Annotated in this window: 21 protein-coding genes; 8 read left to right on the top strand and 13 right to left on the bottom strand. The window is 50.5% G+C overall.

All coding sequences use genetic code 11. The annotated features are described in order from the left end of the window. Positions 1-3: 3 nt before the first annotated feature. Positions 4-1,743, bottom strand: a complete 1,740-nt coding sequence (locus tag OXH18_RS12315; RefSeq protein WP_268613075.1) for a serine/threonine protein kinase — start codon at positions 1,741-1,743, stop codon at positions 4-6. A gap of 320 nt (positions 1,744-2,063) precedes the next feature. On the opposite strand from OXH18_RS12315, the gene glpX reads away from it, so the two are divergent. From glpX to OXH18_RS12300, 3 genes are all read left to right on the top strand, one after another. Further along, entirely contained in the window at positions 2,064-3,107 is a 1,044-nt protein-coding gene (glpX, locus tag OXH18_RS12310) for a class II fructose-bisphosphatase (protein WP_268613074.1), read from the top strand. Between the two features lie 502 nt (positions 3,108-3,609). Further along, positions 3,610-4,896, top strand: coding sequence for a glutamyl-tRNA reductase (locus tag OXH18_RS12305; protein WP_268613073.1), 1,287 nt, complete (start codon positions 3,610-3,612; stop codon positions 4,894-4,896). Between the two features lie 123 nt (positions 4,897-5,019). After that, positions 5,020-7,542 carry a sigma 54-interacting transcriptional regulator gene (locus tag OXH18_RS12300; protein ID WP_315874714.1) on the top strand — a complete coding sequence of 841 codons (2,523 nt, stop codon included), beginning with the start codon at positions 5,020-5,022 and terminating at the stop codon, positions 7,540-7,542. A 150-nt stretch (positions 7,543-7,692) separates the two neighbouring features. Here the strand turns inward: OXH18_RS12300 and OXH18_RS12295 are convergent, their stop codons facing one another. The 9 genes from OXH18_RS12295 to clpS form a co-directional block, all read right to left on the bottom strand. After that, positions 7,693-10,209 carry a putative PEP-binding protein gene (locus OXH18_RS12295; protein ID WP_268613071.1) on the bottom strand — a complete coding sequence of 839 codons (2,517 nt, stop codon included), beginning with the start codon at positions 10,207-10,209 and terminating at the stop codon, positions 7,693-7,695. Between the two features lie 354 nt (positions 10,210-10,563). Next, a complete protein-coding gene (locus tag OXH18_RS12290) occupies positions 10,564-12,246 on the bottom strand; it encodes a Ppx/GppA phosphatase family protein (protein WP_315874713.1) in 1,683 nt (560 codons plus the stop codon). Between the two features lie 281 nt (positions 12,247-12,527). Next, entirely contained in the window at positions 12,528-13,397 is an 870-nt protein-coding gene (locus OXH18_RS12285; RefSeq protein WP_268613070.1) for a phosphatidate cytidylyltransferase, read from the bottom strand. A 235-nt stretch (positions 13,398-13,632) separates the two neighbouring features. Further along, positions 13,633-14,271: a J domain-containing protein gene (locus OXH18_RS12280; protein WP_268613069.1), complete on the bottom strand. Its 639-nt coding sequence runs from the start codon at positions 14,269-14,271 to the stop codon at positions 13,633-13,635. A gap of 66 nt (positions 14,272-14,337) precedes the next feature. Further along, positions 14,338-15,501 carry a pyridoxal phosphate-dependent aminotransferase gene (locus tag OXH18_RS12275; protein WP_315874712.1) on the bottom strand — a complete coding sequence of 388 codons (1,164 nt, stop codon included), beginning with the start codon at positions 15,499-15,501 and terminating at the stop codon, positions 14,338-14,340. A 30-nt stretch (positions 15,502-15,531) separates the two neighbouring features. After that, positions 15,532-16,335, bottom strand: a complete 804-nt coding sequence (tatC, locus tag OXH18_RS12270) for a twin-arginine translocase subunit TatC (protein ID WP_268613067.1) — start codon at positions 16,333-16,335, stop codon at positions 15,532-15,534. A gap of 107 nt (positions 16,336-16,442) precedes the next feature. Then, positions 16,443-17,042: a DUF3611 family protein gene (locus tag OXH18_RS12265; protein WP_268613066.1), complete on the bottom strand. Its 600-nt coding sequence runs from the start codon at positions 17,040-17,042 to the stop codon at positions 16,443-16,445. A gap of 118 nt (positions 17,043-17,160) precedes the next feature. After that, the gene (locus OXH18_RS12260) at positions 17,161-17,967 is read right to left on the bottom strand and encodes a CPBP family intramembrane glutamic endopeptidase (protein ID WP_268613065.1); all 807 of its coding nucleotides are present in this window, start codon (positions 17,965-17,967) and stop codon (positions 17,161-17,163) included. An 88-nt stretch (positions 17,968-18,055) separates the two neighbouring features. Continuing rightward, the gene (clpS, locus tag OXH18_RS12255; protein WP_268613064.1) at positions 18,056-18,343 is read right to left on the bottom strand and encodes an ATP-dependent Clp protease adapter ClpS; all 288 of its coding nucleotides are present in this window, start codon (positions 18,341-18,343) and stop codon (positions 18,056-18,058) included. 307 nt (positions 18,344-18,650) lie between these two features. Between clpS and OXH18_RS12250 the strand changes: the two genes are divergently transcribed. The 3 genes from OXH18_RS12250 (at position 18,651) to OXH18_RS12240 (ending at position 21,722) form a co-directional block, all read left to right on the top strand. Then, complete coding sequence (locus tag OXH18_RS12250) at positions 18,651-20,357, top strand: calcium-binding protein (RefSeq protein ID WP_268613063.1); 1,707 nt, start codon at positions 18,651-18,653, stop codon at positions 20,355-20,357. A gap of 38 nt (positions 20,358-20,395) precedes the next feature. Further along, the gene (locus OXH18_RS12245) at positions 20,396-20,917 is read left to right on the top strand and encodes a hypothetical protein (RefSeq protein ID WP_268613062.1); all 522 of its coding nucleotides are present in this window, start codon (positions 20,396-20,398) and stop codon (positions 20,915-20,917) included. Between the two features lie 91 nt (positions 20,918-21,008). Then, the gene (locus tag OXH18_RS12240) at positions 21,009-21,722 is read left to right on the top strand and encodes a response regulator transcription factor (protein WP_268613061.1); all 714 of its coding nucleotides are present in this window, start codon (positions 21,009-21,011) and stop codon (positions 21,720-21,722) included. A 54-nt stretch (positions 21,723-21,776) separates the two neighbouring features. Here OXH18_RS12240 and OXH18_RS12235 read toward each other — a convergent pair whose 3' ends face one another. From OXH18_RS12235 to cysS, 3 genes are read right to left on the bottom strand one after another with little or no spacing between them, the layout of a single operon-like run. Then, on the bottom strand, positions 21,777-22,127 hold the full coding sequence (locus tag OXH18_RS12235; RefSeq protein ID WP_268613060.1) for a hypothetical protein: 351 nt from the start codon (positions 22,125-22,127) through the stop codon (positions 21,777-21,779). A 57-nt stretch (positions 22,128-22,184) separates the two neighbouring features. Then, a complete protein-coding gene (locus OXH18_RS12230; RefSeq protein ID WP_268613059.1) occupies positions 22,185-22,478 on the bottom strand; it encodes a hypothetical protein in 294 nt (97 codons plus the stop codon). A gap of 3 nt (positions 22,479-22,481) precedes the next feature. Continuing rightward, on the bottom strand, positions 22,482-23,966 hold the full coding sequence (cysS, locus tag OXH18_RS12225) for a cysteine--tRNA ligase (protein ID WP_268613058.1): 1,485 nt from the start codon (positions 23,964-23,966) through the stop codon (positions 22,482-22,484). A gap of 234 nt (positions 23,967-24,200) precedes the next feature. Here cysS and OXH18_RS12220 point away from each other — a divergent pair, with 234 nt between their 5' ends. Beyond that, positions 24,201-25,352 carry a CobW family GTP-binding protein gene (locus OXH18_RS12220; protein WP_268613057.1) on the top strand — a complete coding sequence of 384 codons (1,152 nt, stop codon included), beginning with the start codon at positions 24,201-24,203 and terminating at the stop codon, positions 25,350-25,352. Beyond that, positions 25,342-25,542 carry a hypothetical protein gene (locus OXH18_RS12215; protein WP_268613056.1) on the top strand — a complete coding sequence of 67 codons (201 nt, stop codon included), beginning with the start codon at positions 25,342-25,344 and terminating at the stop codon, positions 25,540-25,542. Before OXH18_RS12220 ends, OXH18_RS12215 begins: the two co-directional genes overlap by 11 nt. Positions 25,543-25,547: the final 5 nt, after the last annotated feature.

The following is a 25,547-nucleotide window of genomic DNA, read 5'->3' as shown; positions in this document are numbered from 1 at the left end:
CCACTATCGCAGCCAGCGAAACAGTGGCACTAAGACATATCGGCTTAGCCCCAAACACCCCGCTAATAAACTTCCCAGTAAGCTAAACACAATCAAACAGCCCCACCAACTTGCCTCATCAGCCGCCATACCAGGGGTTGGCGGATAGAGAAATTGCCAGAACGATACCATGAACCCTAGATTAGCGGCGGCCAGATTGACCAATGCACCCGTAGTAGCAATTCCAGCGACAGCAGCGTACAGTAAGCGCGGAGTAGGTAATCCTAACCCTAGCACTAGGAGCACCGGGGCCAATTCGGCAAAAACAATTAGCCCCACCAACACCCCATCTAGGGCCGCCAGTCGTAACCCCAGCAGTCCGCTGATGTAGCCGATCGCCCCCATTAATCCAGCTTGAACCGGGCGCCGGCGTTGGTCAAACCCGCCGGCAATGGTTAGCCCCAGCGCTGTTCCTAGTCCAGCGGCTCCAAACACCATCAACTCGCAACCCAACTGCATAGGAACTAACGCCTCTAAGCTGAAGGGGCGGCTAACCTGCCATAACCAGACCGAAAACTGTAGCGTGGGCGATCGATAGGCTAGATCGAAGCCAACGATGGTACCAATGCCGCCACCGACGCCAGCGAGCAACATACTCCAAGTTGTATCTGCAAGAGAATGCGATAGTGAAAGATTGCCGCTTGAATTCGATGGCGGTTGAATCCCGCCTTTGGCTTGCGCTAGTCGGGCTAGGTTTTGAACTGGACGGCGAAGGGAGTTCCCTTTGGTTGACCGTCCTCCCGATTGCCGGGTTGATTGCAGAATAGAAGGAGGAGGGGTAATTTGCCAAAGACGAGCTTGAATGACCTCGGCAGTGGCCGGCCGTTGCCGCACGTCAAACTGCACCATATCATCGAGTAAATCTGCCAAGGCGGGATTGACTGCTGCACACCGTCGCCACCGCAGTTCGCCTGTGGTCGGATCTTCAAGATCGGATGGATAGCGGCCCGTAAGCAAATGAATCAATGTGCGACCCAAGGCATAAAAATCGGAAGCGGGCAACACGGCTCCGCCGGCGACTTGTTCGGGAGGACTATATCCTGGAGACACCAGTCGGGTGGAACTGCGTTGGGCGACAGACTGCTGCGGATCGACCTTGGCTCCACCAAAATCAATTACGACTAGTTGCCCAGACTCACGCCGTAGCATGAAGTTTGCCGGTTTCAAATCGCGATGGATAATTTGCTGTTGATGCAGTTGCCGCAGAATGTCGATCGCCTGATGAAACCAGTTGATGACAGTTGCTTCCGGGCATCCTTTAGGATACTGGCTCAAGCATTCCTGTAAAGTTTGACCATCAATCTTTTCCATCACCAAGCAGGGCAACGATCGATCAGTGGGATGACGCACTGACAACGTAAACAGGCTGTCGTTGTCTACTTGTGGAATGCCGGGATGGCGCAGTTGGGACAGCACTCGCGCCTCTTGTTCAAATAACTCAACGGCTTTGGCACTGGTTTCCCCTAGAACCTTCAACACCCGCTCGTGTTGTTGCTGCATATCATAAACCACGTAGGTGACAGCAAACCCACCAGAACCTAAGCGCTGAAGCGGCAAATAGCGGTTATTGAGAATGACCGAGGAGCCGCAGCACTGGCAAAATTTGTTGCCCCAGCTTTGAGGATAGGGGGCTCTACAATCGGGGTTGACACAGTGAAGTGCCGAATAGACGGTCGATGGAGGTGCGATCGCCAGCTGAGACACAAGCTAAGAATGGGTAGAGGTGGACAGACCAAAAAACCAAACTTTCCAGATCTTAAGTTCTGTCACTCAATCTGTCGATTCATTGCGAGAAAAAACTGGCCCATATGACATTTGGTCGATGAGCGAACGTCGCTCTCTTTATGGAATTCCTAGAGCAAATCGCTCATATTGGAGTCAATGACTTGACCTCGAAAGTCATCTTGTCTCATGGCTGAATCCCAGTTTTCCCATTCCCCAGTGATCCCCAGTCTGGTAGACTTTTGACTGAGTATCTGACTTAACACATCTGACTTAACACAGCAGTCGGGAGGGTTTATCCGGTGGAATCAACACTCGGTTTAGAAATTATTGAAGTCGTTGAGCAAGCAGCGATCGCATCGGCTCGCTTGATGGGCAAAGGTGACAAGAACGAAGCAGACCGGGTGGCCGTGGAAGCCATGCGGGAACGGATGAATAAGATTTACATGCGCGGTCGCATTGTGATTGGTGAGGGCGAACGCGACGAAGCTCCTATGCTCTACATTGGTGAGGAAGTGGGCATTTGTACCCGCCCTGATGCCAAAAATTACTGTAACCCGGATGAGCTAATTGAAATTGACATCGCTGTTGACCCCTGCGAAGGTACCAACCTCTGCGCCTATGGGCAACCGGGGTCGATGGCAGTATTGGCCATTTCGGAAAAAGGCGGTTTGTTCAACGCGCCAGACTTCTACATGCGCAAGCTGGCAGCCCCCCCAGCCGCCAAGGGTAAGGTCGATATTCGCAAGAGCGCCACGGAAAACCTGAAGATTTTGGCTGAGTGCCTAGATCGCTCGATCGATGAACTGGTGGTAGTAGTGATGAAGCGCGATCGCCACGATGACCTGATCAAAGAAATCCGAGAGGCCGGAGCCAGAGTGCGCTTGATTACCGACGGTGACGTATCAGCCGCGATTTCCTGTGCCTTTGCTGGAACTAACACCCATGCACTGATGGGTATCGGCGCAGCACCCGAAGGTGTGATTTCAGCCGCCGCCCTGCGCTGTTTGGGTGGTCACTTTCAGGGACAACTGGTTGCTGATCCAGCCGTGGTGATGACGAAAGAATGGGCTAATAAAACCAAGGAAGAAAACATCGCTCGCTTGAAAGAGATGAACATCACCGATCCTGACAAGGTGTATGAAACAGAAGAACTTGCATCTGGACAAACAGTGCTATTTGCTGCGTGCGGCATTACATCAGGAACCCTGATGGAAGGTGTGCGCTTCTTCAAAGGCGGTGCACGAACTCAGAGCTTGGTCATCTCCAACCAGTCCAATACGGCTCGATTTGTCGATACCATTCACATGTTCAGCGATCACCCCAACTACATTCAGTTGCGCTAAGGACAACGGCTCTTCAGCGTTATCGAAGGGCTATCAGTCACTACTTTCGTAGGTTGTCATCGATCGCTGACAGTTTAAACCACGCTACAATCCATCCTGACAGAGCAGCCTTGTGCAAAGCAAAGCCAGATTCAAGCATCTGAGGTGGCAAGAGATTAGCAAACCCTGTATTCTGTCACTTTAGGTTTGATGCAGTAGAGGCATTTTGGTGAATGCCTCTATTTTTGTTTCTACGCTATCTTAAAGATCCACTGTGATTTACAAAAATTTACGGCCAAATCCCGTTGAGACAACAATACCGCCTGCGCTGAAGGTTGCAATCAGTTGATAAACTTTTCAATGATCGATCAAGAAGTAGAGCCGTTACTTACTGATTGATTGAAACGGTGCAAATAATTGTGACATCTTGGTGATTTTTAGCTCAATAAATGGTTCAACGCTAGCAGTTGTCTAGCAACTTAATGTGACATTTGTGCTGGTAAAAAATGCTTTGGGAGGAAGGATGAACATCATTGTCGTGGGTTTGAGCCACAAGACCGCTCCAGTTGACGTGCGAGAAAAACTTAGCATTCCTACACCTCAAATGGAAGCCGCGATCGCTCATCTTCGCAGCTATCCACATATTGAAGAAGCAACCATTTTAAGCACGTGCAATCGGTTAGAAGTGTATGTGGTGGTCAGCGAAACAGAACAGGGGGTTCGTGAAGTCACTCAGTTTTTGGCAGAACATGGAAAGGTGCCCGTTCAACAATTGCGCCCCTATTTATTCATCCTGCTCCATCAGGATGCTGTGATGCACCTCATGCGGGTGGCATCCGGCTTAGATAGCTTGGTGCTGGGTGAGGGGCAGATTTTGGCACAGGTGAAGCATACTCACAAGGTTGGACAGCAATACAACGGCATTGGACGGATTCTCAATCGCTTATTTAACCAGGCAATTACAGCGGGCAAGCGGGTGCGCACTGAAACGAGCATTGGGACGGGGGCCGTTTCGATTAGCTCTGCGGCGGTAGAACTAGCTCAACTCAAGGTCGAAAATTTGGCAACGTGTCGCATTGCATTGCTGGGAGCCGGCAAAATGGCACGGTTGGTGGTGCAACATCTGTTGTCCAAAGGAGCCACGCACATCTGTATTATTAATCGATCGCTGAATAGTGCCCGGGAACTGGCACAGCAATTCAAAGAAGTAAACCTGCAATTACACTTAATGGCTGACCTGACGCAGGTGATTCTGGAGTCAGATCTGGTCTTCACGGCTACGGCTGCCACGGAACCGCTGCTCGATCGGGCTAAATTAGAAGCAATCTTAGCCCCTGGACAATCGTTGAAACTGTTTGATATTTCGGTACCGCGGAATGTCCATGCGGATGTCAATGAGTTGCCCAATGTGCATGTGTTCAACGTGGATGATTTGAAAGCGGTGGTGGCACAAAATCAGGAAAGCCGTCGCCAAATGGCCCTGGAAGCCGAAGGCATTTTGGACGAAGAAGTAGAAGCGTTTGATCTGTGGTGGCGATCGTTGGAAACAGTGTCTACCATTAGTTGCCTCCGCGATAAAGTGGAAGCTATTCGTGAGCAGGAATTGGAAAAAGCATTGTCTCGGTTAGGGACAGAGTTTGGTGAAAAGCACAAAGATGTGATCGAAGCGTTGACTCGCGGTATCGTGAACAAAATTCTTCACGATCCAATGGTGCAGTTGCGAGCGCAGCAGGACATTGAAGCTCGACGCCATGCCATGCAAACGTTGCGCTTATTGTTTAATCTTGAAGCGGCCGAACGAACGGTTTAGTTGGCTAGGATAGGGGTAATGGTTGAATCGGGGGGTTCCCCGCACCCCCTTCAGACATCGGTACAACTGCGGGTAAAGGGACTAGAGCCTGTTTTCGCCTTTCCCTATAAGGTGGTGATATCTATGCCAGACGATCGCGTGCAATGGTTGCAGCAACACACACCGCTGGGGGTGCTTTCAGAACCGGTGTTAAGGGCGATCGTTGAGCAGATTCAAATTGAACAGATTCCCGCAAATCGGCGATTGGTACTGGAAGACATGCTGCCGCCAGCTCTCTACCTGCTTAGATCGGGACGGTTGGAGGTTTATCACACTAGTTCTGATAGCCTTGCCAAGGGAGCGAGCAGCCTATTGCCAGGATCGGTGTTGCATTTGAAGGAACTCCTGCTAGACCAACCGGCCGAGCAAACGGCTATTACGCTCAGCGATTGTGAACTGTGGAGCTTGCCCCGTCAGGCTTTCTTGAAGTTAGTGGAGCAGTTTCCCGAAATTAATCGCACTTTCTCGCGGCAATTAGCGGCTGAACTCGATCAAGTCGCGGCTCAACTCGCCTTTGAGCAAGAACGGCAGATGGCTTTGCGACCGTACCTTGTCCCTAAGGTCAAGCAGGGGGTTGTGGGAACCAGTCGCTATGCTGTACGACTGCGGCAGGCGATTAAAAAAGCATCCCAAGATCGACAGCCCGTGCTAATTTTTGGTGAACCAGGGCTGGGAAAAGATAATATTGCGGCGCTGATTCACTTTGGTTCTAGTGATCGTCAGCAACCCTTAATTAAGATTAACTGCGATACGCTGCAACCGAACGGGGCTGAACTATTTGGGCGATCGGGCGGCAAACCGGGATTGTTGGAGTGGGTTGGACGCGGGACGCTGATGCTCAACAATGCTCAGGATTTGCCAATCGAGGTACGAAAAAAGCTACTGCATTTATTAGATACCGGGGAGTATGTGCCCGCTAAGCGAGAAGGGGCTGCCGAGCCACAGCCCCGTCGATCGGAGGCTCGCATCATCATGACCGCTGAGCGCACCATGCCCGAAAGCCAAAAACGGGTGGGGCACCTAATTAAAGTGCCACCGTTGCGGGTCACAAAAGCCGACATAGCCGCCCAAGTCAAGTATTACATCAGCTTATATTGTCGATCGAAGGGACTACCGCAGCCGCACGTCGCTCCCGAAGCCATTCGCCGATTGCAAAGCTATGACTTTCCAGGCAATTTATCTGAATTGGAAAGTATGGTAGAGCGGGCGATCGTCCAGTCCAATGGCGCATCTGTCCTGACCGAAGAGGTGTTTTGGTCTACCAGTCCTAAGGCCAAGCGCTATCGCCTGAATCTGCTGAATGCCTATCCCAAACTGCGACAATTTTTGCGTAGCCCTTGGTGGCCCGATCGAATCAACTATGGGTTCACGCTGACTGCCTTTGCAGCAATTGTCACCATTTTATTTGTTGGGCCGCAAACCCGCGATGCCAATGTGGGGTTGAATTTATTTTGGGCCTGGTGGTGGCCCGTCGTGCTGATTGCCTTTCCGTTTGTGGGACGGGTTTGGTGTGCAGTTTGTCCGTTTATGATCTACGGAGAACTGGTGCAAACCTTATCGCTGAAGGTATTTCCCCGACAACTGCAATCCTGGCCGCGCCAACGTGCCGAAAAATGGGGGGGCTGGTTTTTGTTTACGCTGTTTGCCCTGATTTTTCTGTGGGAAGAACTGTGGGATTTGCCCAATACGGCTTATTTGTCTAGCTGGCTATTGTTACTAATTACAGCGGGTGCGATCGTCTGCTCCCTAATTTTTGAGCGACGGTTTTGGTGTCGCTATCTGTGTCCGATCGGTGGCATGAATGGGCTGTATGCCAAACTGTCGATGATTGAACTACGGGCCCAGCAAGGTATCTGTGCGGCCACCTGCACCACCTATCAATGTTATAAAGGCGGGCCACAAAAAGGCGAAGGCATGGCAACCGGAGGTTGTCCCATCTATTCCCATCCAGCACAACTGCAAGATAATCGTGATTGCGTTTTGTGCATGACCTGCCTGAAAGCTTGCCCCCATCGATCGGTAGAACTGAACTTGCGACCTCCCGGCATTGAACTGTGGACAACCCACAACCCCACTCATCATGAAGTGGCGCTTCTCTTTTTACTATTTGGCGGTGTATTTTTGCATCGCTTGCCGGAAATTGGCGATCGACTGCCCTGGACGATTGATCTGGACAATTTCGTAACTCATGCGGCAGTCTCGATCGCAGCATTGGCAATTCCGGGAGTGATAGCGCTCGGTATCTACGGTGTCATTCGTCTGATCAATCGCGCTTTAAAACCTCGATCGTTCATTGAACTGGCCTACGGCTATTTGCCCCTGGTGTTGGGTAGTACCCTAGCGCACTATTTACGCCTGGGTTTGACTGAAGCCGGACGCATCCTCCCTGTCACGCTGGCCACCTTCGGATTCAGCGGCATCTCGGCTCCAGTGATCGTTGCTGATCCGGCTGTCATTTCCTTTCTACAGGGAACCACGCTAATTGTCGCCACCTTACTAAGTGTTGTGTTAACTCAAAACATTGCTCGTCAGTCAATTTTTCACCTGCTGCCTCAACACCTAGGGACGATCGGGTTTACCATACTGCTGTGGCAGATTATTGTGTGACAGTCAGGTTGCGAGCTAGGTTAGGGTTCTTGGTTTTTGAGAATGGCTAATAGGTAAGTAAACAAAGTCGAAACAAAGTCGCTCATGGCGTTGCTGTTCCCTACTTCCTACCCCCTATTCCCCCTTCCCCTCCCGCTAATGCAACAACACCTATGAATTGAGTCGCTGTCGTGCCATCTCTAGTAACAAGCGTTGCTCTGCCCGCACAATAGCCTCGCGGGTAGCCGCTACCTCGTTCAAATCAACCGAGATCGCAGTCACGCCCCAACGCACCAATAAATTAATAATTTCTGGATATTGTGTCGGAGCTTGCCCACAGACCGAACAGGGAATGCCTGCTTGTTTTGCCGTTTGAATGATCTGATGCATAGCTCGTAAAACGGCAGGGTGCCGCTGATTGAAAGCCGAAGCAAGCTGAGGTTGGTTGCGATCGACTCCTAACAACAGTTGAGTTAAATCGTTGCTGCCGATTGCCACTCCCTCAACGCCAGCGGCAATGTAATCTGGCAACAGTAACAGCACCGAGGGCACTTCTGCCATGATCCATAACTGGAAATGGGGATTTTGCCTCAGTCCAGCTTGCTCAACCCGCTGACGACAAAATGTAAATTCCTCTACTGTGCGGACAAATGGCAGAATTAGGTGCAGGTTAGTGTAACCTTGCTGTTGCACCTGCCGAAGCGCGGCTAATTCAATATCAAACAAGCCGGGTTCAGTTTGATAGCGCAAACTGCCTCGTAGTCCTAAGGCTGGATTTGATTCTGGCGGCCGATCGGGGTCTATGAGATGGCTAAATTCATCCGGGCGCAAATCTGCCGATCGATAAAACACCGGGCGGGGGGCAAAGGCTTGGGCAAAGGCTTGAAGCGGTTGAGCCAAACTTTGAATTAGATCAGCTTGCTGGTTTGGCTCTAGCCAACTCGTAGGATGATGCTGTTGTAGCACATCCAACAACATCAGTTCCGATCGCAACAGCCCCACCCCATCTACTGGCAAATTGGCGGCTCTGGCGATCGACGCAGGTTGACTCAGTGACACAAACAATTGTGTAGACGCAATAGACGAATCAAGGAGTATCGATGCCGTATCCGCCGTTAGTACCTGGTTGAGGCGAAAGTGCTCGGTGAATTGGGACGGTTGATGGAACCGCAGATGGAGCATAGCTGGATCAGTCACGGTTGGATCAGTCACGACGGAATCGGACTGCACCACTTCCGCGATCGGTAAGATTTCTCCGCGATCGCCATCCATGTGCAGCCAGTCTCCAGTCCGAATCTGCTGAGTCGCATTCAAGACTCCCGTAATCGCCGGCAATCCCAGTTCTCGAGCTAACACGGCCGCATGACTGGTCATCCCTCCCTGTTCCGTAATGATTCCTGCTGCCTGTTTCAGCAAGGGTAACCAATCGGGCGTAATGTGCGAAGCAACCAGAATTGATCCTGGTGGAATGGGTTGGGGTAGGCTAGCCTGTTGACTCACCCAAGCTGGCGCAACCACTTGACCCGGAGCCGCCGCCAATCCGGTGGCTATTGGCAAAACAACTGGCTGGACTGGTTGATCTACAGGGGAAACACGCGGTACCTTTTCAACCTCTAATCTTGTTTCTCCTAACTTCGTTTCTCCCAACTGAGGTGAACGATCAAGTGTCTCCCAACGTCCTTGATTTAGATGAGGTGTCACCTGAGTTAAGTAAAGTTGCGGTGAGGGTCCGGCTGGCCCAAGCATCCATTCCATTCGCAAATGCGTTCCCAAATCGGTTGCTAGGCGCTGGGACAACAGCAGCAATTGTTGCAGATGATCCGGAGATAGAACTGGCTGCGTTTGCTGAGAGGACTCGATCGGTTCAATCCAGTAGCAACTAGACTCGCTGCGGGACGCTGCCGACAGATCAAGGGGCATGGCATCATCGGCATGGATGCGGTAAGCGTAGATTTTATGAGCCACTTGATAGGACTGCTCACCTGTTTGCAGATCAAGGTGATAGCAGTCGGGTGCTACTTCGCCGTTGACCAATGCCCGTCCGAGTCCCCAAACAGCCCGAATATTGAGATCAGAAGGATGGATTTGCGCATCACCGGACGCAATAGCCGAGTGAATCGGTTGAATTAGGACAGCCAAATGCACGTGCTGAAGCTGAATACGTAATCGCTGCCAGTACAACAAGCTTCTAGCGCGAAACAACTCAGCCCACACTTGCTTTAAACTCTCAGCGATCGAGGTTTTGTTAACCCAACATACTTTGGCTTCTAGCAGGCTGGACGTTTTAAGACTCACGGTTGGATCAAACCCCGACGGCAAAGCGATCGAAGGGCGCAAAATGACCGCAGATGTTGACCACGGTTGAATCAGCGCCAGTAATTGATCAGCCCACTGGTCTGGAAAACTTGCCGCTTGCAGCGCTTGACGGATCTGTTGTGCCACTGCCTGAAGCTGTCGGGGATTGTCCACATCAACATAGAGCGAAGAATGGGGCAAGTCGGCAAACATCGGCTCCGACCACTCAGTCTGCTCTAAAAACAATTGCAGCAATATGGGTGACACCACTACGCCTGGCAGCACCGGATATCCCTTTTGTTGCAACAGCCCCAGATAGAAAGCTTTATCTCCTACCCAGAGGCGATCGGATGTGTGAAGCTGATCAAGGTGATAAAAATGATCCTCGGACATAGGACGCAACTGGGCAGCGGAGCACTAAAGGCAGAACAGACCTCTGACTTCAGAGTGTCTGAATCTCCCTAAAATAGCAAGTCAACTCAGCAGGATTTTGTCAGCCAGCTATATCTCAGTTAACACGTACAACCCTGCACATCAATACAAGAGAGTATGTTGCAAGAGAGTATGTTGAGGCGTTGCTGAACAGAGGCATGACTCTTGTGCTGGAGCTTCTTACAGTCCTCACCCTAGCCCTCTCCCAAAGCAGAGGAAACAACAAGTCTGACTCCCTTCTCCCTGGGAAGAAGGGTTGGGGATGCGGACAATTCATCTCGGCGTTCAGCAACGCCTATGTTGATTCTTACTCCGTTAAGCTTCCAACTCAACCCGCCATTCCGAGCGATCGGCTGACTCGGCAGTATCTAGAATGGGAACTAGCTTCACGTTGTATTCGGCTTCAAAGCTGTCTTGCTTCAGTCCGAGGCTCCACCGTTCCAGCGCACAATCGTCTTGAGGATTGGCTGGCTGGAGGTGTAAATATAACTTGCGCTCATTGTCCACATACTCACACCGAATTGATTCAACGGCACCAATTTGTCGTCGATCGAGCGCTACCGCCAACCGCAACAGTGGACTCAATTGCTCTACAACACGTCGATGCTTTTTGCTGCTGATGTTGCGATAAGATTCGTGCTTCTTTTTAGGACCGGTTTTACGGTGATAGCGGGCCAAATTGGCGATCGTTTCGACCTCGATTTCGGTGTAACCCAACAGTTCACCGTTGCGAATCAGGTAGTAGGAATGTTTGTGATGCGCAGAGTGGCTAATGAAATGACCAGCATTGTGTAGGATGGCCGCTGCCCACAGCAATTCGCGCTCTTCCGGGCCCCACTGGTGCAACTTACCTTGAGTTTGGTCAAACAGACTCAGCGCAAAGGCAGCAACTCGTTCAGCATGAGTGAGGTTCACCTGATATTTCTGGGCAATGCGAATCACGCTCCGCTGCCGCACAGACCCCTGATAGCGTAAGCGGTCTTCAATGAGTCCGTGGGTAATCATCCAATCCACTACGACGCCTTCGCGCAAGGCCCGCTCGCAAATCACAATACTTTCGCAGCCAAGCAAGGACATTGCTTCTTGCAAAATCACCGCCCCGGCCACAATGATTTCAGAGCGGCGATCGGACATACCCGGAATGGCAGCCCGTTCCGCGTAGTTGAGCTTACGCAAACGGTTTACAATCTCGCGCAGATCTCTTAGGCTAAATTCGTAGCCATTTAACGGGGCAGGCACCATGCCCAATTTCTCGCGGGCATGAATCATAGCCAAGGTTTCGATCGTGCCCGATGTTCCAACTAAGCGCGGCGTTTCATCCGGCTGCAAATGCGCCAGCACATCCTCTGCCGATCGCTCTAGCATTCCTCTCACATAGGCTTGCAGATAGTGAAACTCGCTGCTGCTGATTGGGTCGGTGTTGACATATTCCCTAGATAGTCGCACAGCTCCCACCTTGGTGCTGCTAAGCGTGCGCGGTTCATGCCCATCTCCTAAGATCAATTCCGTGGAACCACCGCCAATATCTACAATGACATGGGGTTGTTGATTGAACTCCATGCCCGACAACACGCCCAAGTAGATGCGTCGAGCTTCTTCCTGCCCCGAAATTAAATCAATAATCAGCCCGGTTTCTCGTTCCACCTGATGCAGAAAGGCATGACCATTTGGGGCTTCTCGAACGGCACTGGTGGCCACCGCTATGATGTCTTCGGCTCCATGGCTTTTGGCAATTTCCTGACAGCGCTTGAGGGCTGCAATGGCCCGATCGATGGCTTCTGTGGTAAGGCGCCCGGTGCGACGATCGCGATCGCCCAACCGAACCGTCGCTTTTTCGCGATCGACAATCGAAAAGGCAGGAATGCTGGGTTGAATTTTGACAACGGCCATGTGGATGGAATTCGTACCGACGTCGATTGCCGCAAGGGTGCGCTCGCGATTGTCATTCACAATGGGAGAAAGAAACGGCTCGTTTCCGGAATAAATTACATTGACCATCCAGGAATTCCAGGTAGCAACATCGGTGTCACTGGCTACAGGCAAGTCTATTAAGCACGACAAACCTATTGACTTCTTTTCAGTCTGTTGTAGTTCCCGTCCGGTGAGTGCGTGGGCTACCCATTTCAGCTACCTATCTCAGCCGCCGGAAATCATACAATCTGCCTAAATCTTATCGTGCTGAATTGATAGTTTAGATACCAATTCGAGGAGATTGCCTCTTAAATTATGAGCAAATGATAGATGCAAATCAATAGATGCAAATCATATAGTTACGGATGTTACTGAGGTAACAGCGGCAACAACAACGTAACAAAGTAGTAAACCAGTGGAGCCGTAAACACATAGCTATCTGCCCGATCGAGAATGCCGCCATGCCCCGGAATTAATTGCCCAGAGTCTTTAACGCCTGCGTCACGCTTCATCATGGACTCGGTCAGATCGCCCAACAAACTAGCGATGCCAATTAGCAACCCTAAAGCCATGCCGCTGAGCGGCCACCCAGCCCAACCCAAATACCACGCTCCGATCGTGGCTACCGTCACACTGCCCAAAACACCAAACACCGCTCCTTCGACAGTTTTTTTGGGACTAATATCGGTTAAACGAGTGCGTCCAAACAGCTTGCCGAACACATACGCGCCAATATCGGCGGCCCAAATGCAGCCAAACGCCAAAAGCGTTGTGATCAGTCCCGTGGATAACGAGTGTAAAGTGGGTATCTCGGTTGGGAAATAGCCGCCCAAGGGTAAATTGCTCACCTCTGCACTGCCGATCGCCCGCAATCGTACCCAATAGCTAGGCAGATAGCCACCGTAGAACAAGCCCAAAATTGAAGCGGAAATGTCGGCGATCGTGGCTAATTTAGGCTGAAACAGCAAATAGAAGCAGATGAAGGTTCCAGCTACGGGCATGACGGCATCGGTGAGGGCCGGAGACAAAGTGGCAGTGATCAGCAAAATTTGGCTGACCACCAGGGTGGTTTTGGCCGCTGGCGCAATGCCCTTCGCTCGCACCAACGAGAAATACTCCTGTTGTCCCAAATAAACAATGACACCAAAACAAAGGGTGAAATACCAGCCGCCCAGAAACGTCATCCCTAAAGCAAGGACGATCGCAACAATAGCACTGAAGACACGAGACAATGGCATAACGCTTGACCTGGCTCAGGATTCGCCTAAATTACACGGCTTCACAAATCGCGACTGGTTTAAATTCTGATTAAGAATAACTCTGGCATACATTAACAGAATTTTGCCTTGCTGCTGCACAGAAAGCAAAAACCTGTCCTGAGTTAAGTGCCTCTAAATGGCAACTTGTTATCTCTAATTGTCATTATGTTGAGCCGGTCTCGGTCTAGCAACTTTCTGGTTGGCTGTCGCTTTTCTACAATCCCATCCCCCGTTCAATGCGCTGATAGGCTCGATTGATATCTTGCCAAAGCTGGCGATTATGGCGATCGGTTTTGCTCGCTTTCTGTAAATAAGGACGGGCTTCTTCATATTTGCGGCGATCGATCAAATACAGGGCACGACCATGATAAGCCTTGGCCAACATGCGGCACACGTCAGGTTGCTGGGGAAAGCGAGCGGCTAAGTCTTCTGCATAATAGATTGCTTGTTGCCACTGCTGATGGCGCAATAGCCGATGAATTTGGCTTAATACTCGTTGTTTAAGACGTTCTTGGTCAGGGGAAAGCTTAGCAGCCGCTGAACTGGTGGCTCGATCGGCTGACTTTTTAACATGCACCTTAACGCGGGTTGAGCGAGGCGAGGCTTGCTCCTGTTCTTGGTCAGATCGATCGTGGGTGGAATGGGTCCCTGCTTGCTCTAGAGCAGTGATCAACATTTCATAGGCTTGCTGAATGCGCAAAAACTGCTCCGCTGCCCAACGATCGCCCGGATTTAGATCCGGATGATACTGCTTTGCCAATCGTCGATAGGCTTCTTTGACCTGCTGCACGGTGGCATTGGTAGGTAATTCCAACTGCTGATAGTATTGAGCCAAATTGGAGGGACGTGCCATCACCTGTTCTCCATCGATCGCGGATAGGGTTGCCTCAAGCCAGGAAGTTAGTCAGAGGCAAGGAAGTTAGTCAGAGGCAAGGGGGGCAGTTGGAACCAGTTCTCGTAATCCTTTAACGAATCGCCCAATTCCTGCCACAGCAGTTTCCTGTTGTAGCGCACCATAGGCAATGCGCAGATAACACCCCACGATGCCAAACGCCGTGCCGGGAATAACCGCCACCTGATAGTCTTGTATCAACCGTTTTACTAGTTGCAAGGGGGGCATGTTTGAGTGAACTTGCAGCAAAACATAAAATGCACCCTCGGCTGGTGGAACCGTGCAAATGTCTTGAATGGTTGCCAATTGCTGAAGGCAATGTCGCCGCACCTGCTCGATCGATTCTAGCTTTTGCCGACAGTAGCCCACACCCGCTTGCAAAGCTCCCAAGGCGGCATACTGCGATATTACCGGGGCACAAATGGCGATCGTGTCTTGAATTTTCATGATGGCTTCCAACAAGTGAGTAGGAATCACCATGTACCCAATCCGCCAACTGGCAAATCCATAAGCTTTGGAGAGGCTAAATAAGGAAATGGTGTACTCGCTGCTGTTGGCGATCGCCCCGGGAGAGAAGGCAGAGGCCCCATCATAGGTAAAGTATTCGTAAGCGGCATCGTGAATGTGGTAAAGCCCCTGCTCACGACAGAGATAATTTACTGCTTGTAGGTCCGCTGCTGGATAAACAACGCCAGTGGGATTGTTGGGCGAAACCGTGACGATTGCCTTGGTGCGTGGCGTAATCGCTTGTTGGATGATATCTAGACGCAGTTGATACTGATCGTCTGTGGGCACCAACACAGGCTGACAGTTGGCCATGCGGATCGCCATTTCGTGGTTGAAATAATACGGCGTTGGTAAGATAATCTCATCCCCTGGATCGGCAATGGCCAGCACCGCATTGACAAAGCCCATATTGCTGCCCGCTGTCACCATGATCTGGTTTGTGCCGTCAATGGCAATACCATTCTCGGTTTTGAGCTTAGTGGCAATCAACTCGATTAGGGCGGGGATTCCCTGTACTGCTTGATATTTGTGATGATTAGGGTCAGACAAGAACTGAGTGATTTGTTCGATCGCTTGCGGTGGCGGCCCGTAGTACACCACCCCTTGCCCCAAGGAAATTGTTCCAGGGACTTGACGAATCAGGTCTCCCACAATCGGAATGATGGGAGATTGCACTCGTTGCATTCGATCAGATTCAAGCGGCACGATGTCTGCCTAGCGTCCTACTAACTTCACCAACCCAATTCCACCAAAATAAAGCCCCAACGTTGCCCCTGCCAATAGGCCTTGGGTAACCGGATCTGTTGATGGCGTTAGCACTGCCCCCAGCACGGCCGCGCCCAGAATCACATAACGCCAACCCTTCACCATACGCTGAGAGGAGACAATGCCCAGCACACCCAGCAGCAATTGTACGATCGGTATCTGAAAGGCGAGTCCGGTGCTAAACAGCAACAGCAGCACAAACTCAAAATAGCGATCGATCGACCACAGTTGCTCTACCACCTCAGATCCATAGTTGATGAAGAAATTCAGCGCCGCTGGAATGAGAGCATAGTAGGCAAACGCTAGCCCTGCCACAAACAATACACTTGAACCCAGCACCACTGGCCCCAGTAACCGTCGTTCCCGCCGCGTTAGCCCCGGCAGCACAAACTGAATGATTTGGTACAAAATAAACGGACTTGATACTAGCAAGCCACTGTAGCCCGCCACCTTCAGCGACACAAAAAAGTATTCACCCGGGGATAACTGCAAGAATTTGACTCCCTGAGCTGGAATTTCCAACAGCCGCACAATGTCATTGACAAAGAAGAAGCAGAGAATAATGCCGACAATTGCTGCAATCAGCGATAGAAAAATCCGCAGCCGCAGTTCTTCCAAATGGTCAAACAGCGACATCTCAACATCATCCGGGGCTTCATCCAAGTCCAACGTGTCGTTTCCATCGGCATTGGGGGCGATCGTCTGTCCGTTAGTGCGGGCAGAAGCTGTCTCAATATCAGAAGGAGCCGTCATACGTCCAAAGGAGGTTCATGAATTTGGTGGCTTGTGCCAATACTAGCCTAGCGCTATTACGCCCGAAGGGGATTTCTAAGAAAAAATCTGGAACTTAAATCTGGAACTTACTGGCGATTCACACTGCGCAAAAGCCAGAGGGTTGCTACCAGTCCAATAAAATGGGCCAGCGTTGTATTGGCATTGGCCTGCACCACAAATAAGTCCAAGGGAGTAATGAACCGCAAAGGATTTCCAGAGAAAATCGCAAACCCTTGCTCAAACGATTTCAGTACTAATGATCCAGCGATCGCCTGCCCTCCCAAAATGGCTAGCAACATGCCGACCAAGTTAATGACTAGCCCAATCCGCAACGTTTGCACCGCATCCCCTCTCCGGGGGCGCACCTGAGCATTAGGGGTCCGTAATTGCCGTGCCAGCCGCGTATAGCGGAAAGCCCAGTATGCCGCTACAAACAGCCCTAACAATGCCAATACGGCAAACAATAGCCCTGCCCCTGTTCCTGGATTGGCCGCCGCTGGAGAAGTTGGATTCAACGGATTGCGAGCCGTTGTTCCCAAATTCGAGCCAGCAAACAACAGCACCACGGCTGAAACGATGCCCAGAACTAGCTGTACCCAAAAGCTAGCCCAGCCCGTAATTCGCAGTGCCCCAGCCACTCGTCGCACCGCAGGAGGAAGAGACACAGAATCCGATCGGTTTACCATAGCTGCAGGGGAAAAGGTAGGAAGGGAAAGAGACAGGAAGAGTCTATCTGTGGGTACGATAGCAAAAAAGCGCTGCCGATGGCGCGATGTAAATCAGGGAACAGAGACAAGATGCGCCCTAACCCCTAGTCCTTAACCCCCACCTTATCCCAGCCGCCAGTCCGCTCAAAAGTGCTAATCCTACCAGCCCAGCCAACGGATTTTGGTCAATTCCGGTGATCCATTCAGGGACGGTCTGCGTATACGTGGCAAGTGCACCAACGTGGACAATGTAATAGCCCCACACAAGCCCAGCATGAAGTCCGATCGGCAAGCCCAAGCGCCCTTGGGTCAATCGTTTAGCCCATGCGAGCGCCAAGCCTAGCAGCACGAGTCCTGGAAACTGGGGAAAGGTACGAATAATTTCTGGTATGGGCTTGAGGAAATGGAGTAGCGCAAACAGCAGACTGTTGATCCACAGTGCCCCTTTAGGACCATAATCTCGCTCAAGCTCATCAAGAATCCAGCCGCGAAACACCAGTTCTTCGGCAAAGCCAGTTCCCAAACCAGTCAGCAATCCTTCTAAAACCACCCGTTCCAGCCCGATCGAAATTGGTTGCCAGGCTATCCAATCGAGCCACCCCTGAACCAGAAATAACCCGAACAGACTGCCTAGCCCTAGACCCAATCCTGCTGATAGCTCACGCCCGTTTTGCAGCGTCCAAACCAGCCCATAGGTTTGGAAAATGCGAGGGTCTTTGTGAACGCGCCGTCCCCATTGCCGAATCCCAAGTAAAAATCCCACGAATAGCAAAGACATTGTGGCGATCGTCACCGTATTCGCATCGGCAATCCACCACATCAGCAAAGCGGCCATCGGCAACCACGCTAGCACCAGCATCAGCAGAAATGCTAACAAACGCAGGGGGGCAGCCCAACGAGCCAAACGGAATACTTTAAGGTTCAATCCAGTGCAATTGTAAACAGGGCGGGTGATAACACTAGGTGATAACACTAAAAGTAACGGAAGGCGGCTATTCTTCTGGTTCGATCGTACTGGTCAAGCCTTGCAGCTTTAACCCTTCACAATAGAACTCAGCATGTTCTTGTGCGCAAGTGATGACTAGAGCAATTCCGTTAGTGTGCGCTTCCATCATAATGCTCACAGCCTGGGGAATCGTTAGACTAGCGACTGTTTTCACCAAAGACTGCACCACATGTTCCATGGTGTTGAAATCGTCATTGTGGAGCAATACCTTGTAACGAGGAGCATGTTTCCGAGCAGCAGAAGTTGAACGTTGTTCAATCGTCTCGACAGCCACGATTTCTCTCTCCGTAAATACTTCTATTAAATAATGTTCAGGAATCTCAATATTACTTATAGCACCCAAGCCCGGATTCGACAGCAACCAACCTGTTCCTATTAACGTATCACTGATTTTGCCAGGCCAGGCGATCGAGCGAACTGGAAACAAACCCGGTCTTATGCAGGTCAGCTTAAACAAACCCAGCCGTGGTAAAGACACCTTATTCGATCACCACACGCAAATCAAGAAAGCTGAATCAATTATTCCTATCGCTACATATAGCGTATCCTTTTAAAAACAGACCACATATTTGGAAGAGACCATGAAAGCAAATCCAGTTGGCTCTGAATTACGAGTCAATTCCTCGTTTGTGGTTGGCGATCAAGATAATCCGGCGATCGCCATCAGCCCACTTGGCACGTTTGTTATTGCTTGGGAAAGCGAGGAACAGGACGGTGACGGCGAAGGGATTTATGCGCGGCTCTATCGTCCGGGTGGTCGTCCCGTTAGCCCAGAGTTTCAAGTCAATTCCACCACAGAAGGCGATCAAACGAGTCCCTCGGTGGCAATGGATGGCAGCGGTAATTTTGTGGTCGCTTGGGCCAGCAACCACAGACGCAATGGTGATATTTTTGCCCAACGTTACAACGCCAATGGTCGCCGGATTCGATCGGAATTTCGAGTCAATTCAGCCGATGGAGACCACAGCGATCCCGTGGTTGCTCGGAATGCCAGTGGTCAGTTTGTCGTAGCCTGGACTGGGCGCAATGTGGATATCGATGATGCTGACGATAGCGGCACTGGAATTTATGCCCAACGCTATGACACAGACGGCGCCCCATTGAACAGTTTGTTGCGCATCAACACCACCACCACGAACAACCAAGAGAATCCCTCGGTCGCAATTCAACCAGATGGCAGCTTTATGGTGGTTTGGGAAAGTCAAAACCAAGACGGCAGCGGCAAAGGGGTATTTGGTCAACGCTATAACAGCCGTGGTAGACAAGTAGGGCTTGAGTTTCAGGTCAACACGTATATCACTGGCGATCAATTTAACCCGGTGGTAGCTGTCGATGGGGCAGGACGCTTTGTTGTTGCTTGGGAAAGTGTGCGTGAAGATGGTAGTGGCAGCGGCATTTATGCTCGGCTATATGATGACAACGGCAATCCCAGAGGGCTACCGTTCCGGGTGAATGTCACCACACGGGGCAATCAGTCTGCGCCCTCCATCGGCATGGATGCAGAAGGAAATTTTACGATCGCCTGGACGAGTGACAGCCGCAATGAAGATGGATCAGGATCGGGCGTTTATGCGCAGCAGTTTGATCAGAATGGGGCGCGGATCGATCGTGTCTTTCGGATTAACACCACAACCGAGGACGATCAGTCTAATCCGGCGCTGGCGGTACAATCTAACGGCAATTTTGTGGCGGCTTGGCAAAGCCAAACTCCCCGTCGCAACCTCAGCTTGGGCGATGGAGATGGCCTAGGAGTGTTTGCCCAGCGCTATCGTGGCAGCAATGTTAGCAGCGTACCTACCAATCGCATTGAAGGAGACAGAAATAACAATGTTTTGCGCGGTACTAGTCAAGCCGATCGCATCCTTGGCTTTGGCGGTGACGATCGGCTATTGGGGCGCGGTGGTAATGATACGCTGATTGGAGGGCAAGGCGACGATATCTTGAAAGGACAACGGGGGAACGATATTCTCCGGGGTGGAGCCGGACAAGATCTACTGCGGGGTGGGGCTGGGGCTGATATTTTGTTTGGTAATGGTGGTCGTGATACGTTGATTGGAGGAGCCGGACCCGATATTTTTGTGATTGGAGAGCGAGCCGGACTGGAAACCATTCGAGACTTCACTGATGGCATCGATCGCATTGCCCTATTAGATGGCTTACGATTTAGAGATCTAACCATTCAACAGCAGCGCAGTACCACCGTCATCAGTGTGGTCAATAATCCGATCGCCCTTTTAGAAAATGTACCTCGTACTTTGATCGACGCCAGCGATTTTACAGCAATCTAAGTGCTCAATTCATTTGGGGGTTCATAGGGAGGTTGGTGATGCAGATAAAAACCGTCTGGCAACAGGGCAGCGCTGATCCAGACAATGCTACTCATTTTGCTACCATCAGCCAGTGGTGGACAGATCTAGATGGGCAGGAAATTACATGGCGACAACGACTGATTCCGGCATCTGGAAATGTCAGTGATCTTAATTGGGAACCACAGCGGTTTGATGAAGTGTTTGTGATTCGATCGCCCCAAGTGCGCGGCATTACCCTGTACTGGCAAAAACCAACGGCAACCGAAGAACGTAATACTACGGTGCATAAGTTGGAGCTTGATCATCTCAAACAGCAGCTTTATATTTACCCGCAGTCGCAACTAGGGCTAGTGATTCAGGTGGGCCGGCCCCAAGTCGTCTATCAACAAGTCAAGCTGGAAAACCCGCAATGGATGCTGACCATTGCAGGCGATCGCCGCGTTTTGGTTGTGCGCGATGAAGCGCAAAAGCTAGAAATTGAGATGCCGCTGAGTTCCGAGCAATTGACTGCACTCAAGCACCAGTTAGAATCAGGCTGAAGGTTGTCTTGGATAGTGCGTTCAGAACATTAGAAACCCAGATAATAGCGAAACAATCATACGAACTGAGGAGTAGGTGTTGAGTACGGAAATGGACATCTTGATTGTCGAAGATGAAGCGGAAATTGCCGAATTAATTCAGCTATACCTAGAAAAAGAAGGCTTCTCTTGTCGGATTTGTCGCGACGGCCCAACAGCGCTTCAGGTATTTCAAGAGCAACAGCCTGATTTGATCATTTTGGATCTAATGCTTCCCGGCTTGGATGGGCTGGAGGTCTGTGCCCGCATTCGACAAAAACCTGGTGCCAAAGATCCTTATATCTTGATGCTGACCGCCAAGGGTGAGGAACTCGATCGCATCATTGGCTTGTCTACCGGAGCCGATGATTATATGGTGAAGCCCTTCAGCCCTCGGGAACTTGTGGCGCGAGTGCGGGCCTTGCTGCGACGGACGATGCGGCAAGGTGGGCAAAGCCGTGTTTATCAAACTCCTCATTTCTCGGTCGATCTCGATCAACGGGTGGCCAATCGCTACTCCGAAACCGGAATCACCGAACCGTTGGAACTCACGACTCTGGAATTTGATCTTTTGACTACCTTCATGAGTTCTCCAGGACGGGTCTGGAACCGCACTCAGTTGATTGAGCGCTTGTGGGGCAGCGATTTCTACGGAGATGAACGGGTAGTTGATACCCATGTAGCGCGGTTACGCAAAAAAATTGAACCCGATCCTGCCAATCCTAGCTTTGTCAGAACTGTAATTGGAGTGGGATATAAGTTTGAGGATGTAAGCGAAAACAAATGACAAGATATAAAGATCAAACTTGAGTCCATTGAGTTCGTTCTCGCGTGCTTCTCGCTACAGTTCAACAGCGTCTTCTTCCAGCCGTTCTCGCCGTTCAGTTTCAGATAAGGGTGGAACGATTCCCAATAATTCAGCAATCTCTAATTGCTCTTTTAACTCTGTAAATTCTCGAAAAAATTGCTCTTGAATTTCTTGATTAAGTTCTACTTTGCTCGGATTTTTATCACTATAGCTTCCTAGAATTGGTTCAAATACTAAATTTTTTGCCAAAACTTGCAGCAAAATGGGAACCAACAACAAAATCAGTAGCCAACGCAGTGCAATGCGGTTTTGTTGTCGTTGCCAGCGCAATTCCTGAATCACTTGTTGTTCATAATTGGGATCGAATTCCAATTTCAGATGCACAAATCGATTCTGCCAAAAGCCCGATCGCGGTTGAGAACAATGACATGGCAAGTGAGACTAGGGAGTGATTGGTAGAAGGGTGCTTTTGGGTAAAACGGCTTCTGTGTTGGTTTCATCTGCCATCGTAGCAGTAGCCAGTTGTGCAAGTTCGCTATTAGATTCTCGATATTTTCCAATAATCGATTCAATGAACTTCAACTTTGTCAGGGTCTCGGCTTCTAACGGCGTTACAGGCGGCGAAAGATTTGCATCCGTTGCGTCATCCGTCTTCTTACCCGAATGGAGCGGTTGCTGCTCTAAGAAAAATCCGCCGAGTTGAAACTGTGCCAAATTGATCTGCACCTTCAGCATGGCTCAACTGCGATGCCATTCGGTGACACCACCCGGTTTATCGACCAAAATGACACCTTGCTCTTTCAAGTGATTGCGAATGCGATCGGCCTCAGCAAAGTTCTTAGCTTTTTTGGCATCCGAGCGTTGTTGAATCATAGACTCAATCTCGGCGTCGCTCAGTTCTAAGGACGACGCTTCTGCTTCGAGTCTTGCCTCCAATCCCAGTACTTGTGCCAGAACTACCAGCGTTTGCCAAAGAGCACGCAGTTCTTGGGCATCGAACATTGTTTTGCCTTCGTGTGTCAGGCGGTTGCCTTCTTTTTGCAAATCTTTGGCCAGTTCAAACAATACGGCAAGTCCTGCGGGTGTGTTCAAATCATCATCCATTCCAGTCTGGAAGCGCTGCACGGCATCACCGTCAGTAGGAATCCGCATATATTCGGGGTTGCCAAAGGAGGCATCATCTGTATCTGTCCAGCCGAGTTGCTGACCATACTTATAGCCAAACAACAAGCCTTCCTTCAGTGTCTCCCAACTATTCTGGGCAGCAGCGATCGATTCGTTGGTAAAGTCGATCGGCTTGCGGTAGTGAGCTTGCAGAATAAACAACCGCAGTGCCATTGGGTCGGGTGCATTTTCACTATCCAGCAAGGCCCGAATGGTAGTGAAGTTACCCAAAGACTTTGACATCTTCTCGCCACCCACATTGACCATACCGTTGTGCAGCCAATAATTGGCTAAGGGCTTGCCAGTGACAGCCTCCGACTGAGCGATTTCGTTTTCGTGATGGGGAAACACCAAATCATTGCCCCCCGCATGAATATCGATCGTGTCACCCAGTCGATCGCGCACCATTGCCGAGCATTCAATGTGCCAACCGGGCCGTCCCGCCCCCCACGCCGATTCCCATGCTGGCTCTCCGGGTTTGGCTCCTTTCCAGAGGGCAAAATCAAACGGATATTTCTTGCGCGTCCCTTCTGGGTCTTCCGCATCTACCCGACCGCTAGCCCCCGCCTGCATGTCATCCAATTTGCGCCCAGACAGTTTACCGTATTCAGGAAAGCTGCGCACGGCATAATACACATCCCCCTGAGACGCATAGGCGTAGCCTTTTTGCTCTAGCTCATGAATTAGCCGCTTGATGCCGTCGATTGTATGCGTAGCGCGAGGATATTCGTCGGCCTCCATCACATTCAGACGAGCCATATCCTCAAAATAAGCCTGAATGAAGCGTTCGGATATTGCTTCCATGGTTGTGCCTTCGCGTTTGGCCCGATTGAGAATTTTGTCATCAATGTCGGTGAAATTCTGCACATAGCGTACTGCATAACCGCGCCACCGCAAGTATCGCCGCGCCACATCCCAAATAATGCAAGCCCGTGCATGACCCAAATGGCAATAGTCATACACTGTCACACCGCAATAATACATCCGCACCGTACCTGGTTCCAGTGGTTCAAACGGCTCTTTGCGTCGCGTCAGAGTGTTGTATAGCGTTAGGGACATGGTGGAAAGAAGCTAGAATTTAAGGGCGAAAGGTTAAATCAGCAAGATAGACGGGATGGAATCAGAAAACAGAGATAGAAAACAAATTTTATCCTTTATTCCTTATCCCGGATTCTTTTAAGGCCGATCGGCAATAATAGAAATCAATATCAAGCACAACAGCAACTATTCCAATCTTTGCTGTTGTTCTATTGCCTCTCCTTAATATACTCTGACGTTCTTGACTACTGCGCTATGTCATCAGCCGTTATTTCAAATGCCACCTCTGCAATGGATGTGGAAAAGCATGGCCTTCCGGTCACGATTATTACAGGCTTCTTGGGAAGTGGCAAAACAACGCTGCTCAATCATATCCTGACGAATCAAGAAGGATTGAAAACCGCTGTTCTGGTTAATGAATTTGGTGAAATTGGCATCGACAATGAACTGCTCATTACCCTAGAAGGCAGCGATGACAACATGGTAGAACTCAGCAACGGCTGCATCTGCTGTACCATCAACAACGATCTAGTTGAAGCGGTGTATCGGGTGTTAGAGCGTCGCGATCAAATCGATTACTTAGTTGTAGAAACCACTGGACTTGCTGATCCCTTGCCGATCGCGCTCACCTTTTTGGGAACTGAATTGCGCGATCTGACTCGCCTCGATTCCATCATTACCTTGGTCGATGCAGAGAACTACAGCTTAGATCTATTCAATAGCCAAGCGGCTTATAACCAAATTCTCTACGGCGATATCATTCTGCTCAACAAAACCGATTTAGTTGATGAAGCACAACTTGAGCAGTTAGAGACCAAAATTCGCGATGTGAAAGAAGGGGCGAGAATTTTGCGCACCACCCAATCACAAGTGCCGTTGCCTCTCGTTCTTAGTGTAGGACTGTTTGAGTCAGACAAGTATTTTGACCCAACCGAAACAGTCCATAAACACGATCATGGGCACGATCATGACCACTCTGATTGCGATCACGATCATGGGCATTGTGTCCATGATCATGAGCATCACCACGATCACTCCGATCAGGCGCACCATGATCACGCCCATCACCATCATTCCGATCATCTGGCGATCGATGGCTTTACTTCAATTTCGTTCCAGAGCGATCGACCTTTTGCTATCCGCAAGTTTCAGTACTTCTTGGATAACCAGTTACCAGCCACCGTGTTTCGAGCCAAAGGCATTCTCTGGTTTGACGAAAGCCCCAAGCGTCATATCTTCCATCTCAGTGGCAAACGCTTTTCTTTAGATGATTCTGAGTGGAAAGGGCAGCCGCAAAACCAACTGGTCTTGATTGGGCAAAATCTTGACCACAACACGCTGAGAGAACAACTGCAACACTGCGTTTGTATGCCATCAGCCAATCGCGCCAAAGGGTTTGGCAAATAGCGCCCGTAAGGACGAATTCTTCTCTCACACGGGGCGAAGGGACTTCAACCCCAAACCCTGGATCGAAAGCCCCTCGCCTGCGCTGAGCGAGGTTAAGGTGAAGGCGGTGCGAGGTGTATCAGCCAATCAGCAGTATGGCTGTTCAGCTAAGAGGAAATCTCCAGGGACGATCGCCCAATCGCCCCAGTAGCGTCC

This window comes from Thermocoleostomius sinensis A174 (assembly GCF_026802175.1).
GTDB lineage: Bacteria > Cyanobacteriota > Cyanobacteriia > Elainellales > Elainellaceae > Thermocoleostomius > Thermocoleostomius sinensis.
Note: the sequence above shows the minus strand (reverse complement) of the source record. Positions and strands in the feature narration are given on the sequence as shown.

Excerpts from the sequence above, each read along its gene's own strand:
- OXH18_RS12300 (WP_315874714.1), top strand. The coding sequence starts at position 5,020 with ATGCCAGACGATCGCGTGCAATGGTTGCAGCAACACACACCGCTGGGG.
- cysS (WP_268613058.1), bottom strand. The coding sequence starts at position 23,966 with ATGTCCCTAACGCTATACAACACTCTGACGCGACGCAAAGAGCCGTTT.
- OXH18_RS12305 (WP_268613073.1), top strand. The coding sequence starts at position 3,610 with ATGAACATCATTGTCGTGGGTTTGAGCCACAAGACCGCTCCAGTTGAC.
- OXH18_RS12265 (WP_268613066.1), bottom strand. The coding sequence starts at position 17,042 with ATGGTAAACCGATCGGATTCTGTGTCTCTTCCTCCTGCGGTGCGACGA.
- OXH18_RS12245 (WP_268613062.1), top strand. The coding sequence starts at position 20,396 with ATGCAGATAAAAACCGTCTGGCAACAGGGCAGCGCTGATCCAGACAAT.
- OXH18_RS12230 (WP_268613059.1), bottom strand. The coding sequence starts at position 22,478 with ATGCTGAAGGTGCAGATCAATTTGGCACAGTTTCAACTCGGCGGATTT.
- OXH18_RS12280 (WP_268613069.1), bottom strand. The coding sequence starts at position 14,271 with ATGGCACGTCCCTCCAATTTGGCTCAATACTATCAGCAGTTGGAATTA.
- OXH18_RS12250 (WP_268613063.1), top strand. The coding sequence starts at position 18,651 with ATGAAAGCAAATCCAGTTGGCTCTGAATTACGAGTCAATTCCTCGTTT.
- tatC (WP_268613067.1), bottom strand. The coding sequence starts at position 16,335 with ATGACGGCTCCTTCTGATATTGAGACAGCTTCTGCCCGCACTAACGGA.
- OXH18_RS12295 (WP_268613071.1), bottom strand. The coding sequence starts at position 10,209 with ATGTCCGAGGATCATTTTTATCACCTTGATCAGCTTCACACATCCGAT.
- OXH18_RS12285 (WP_268613070.1), bottom strand. The coding sequence starts at position 13,397 with ATGCCATTGTCTCGTGTCTTCAGTGCTATTGTTGCGATCGTCCTTGCT.
- OXH18_RS12240 (WP_268613061.1), top strand. The coding sequence starts at position 21,009 with ATGGACATCTTGATTGTCGAAGATGAAGCGGAAATTGCCGAATTAATT.
- OXH18_RS12275 (WP_315874712.1), bottom strand. The coding sequence starts at position 15,501 with ATGCAACGAGTGCAATCTCCCATCATTCCGATTGTGGGAGACCTGATT.
- OXH18_RS12220 (WP_268613057.1), top strand. The coding sequence starts at position 24,201 with ATGTCATCAGCCGTTATTTCAAATGCCACCTCTGCAATGGATGTGGAA.
- OXH18_RS12290 (WP_315874713.1), bottom strand. The coding sequence starts at position 12,246 with ATGGTCAATGTAATTTATTCCGGAAACGAGCCGTTTCTTTCTCCCATT.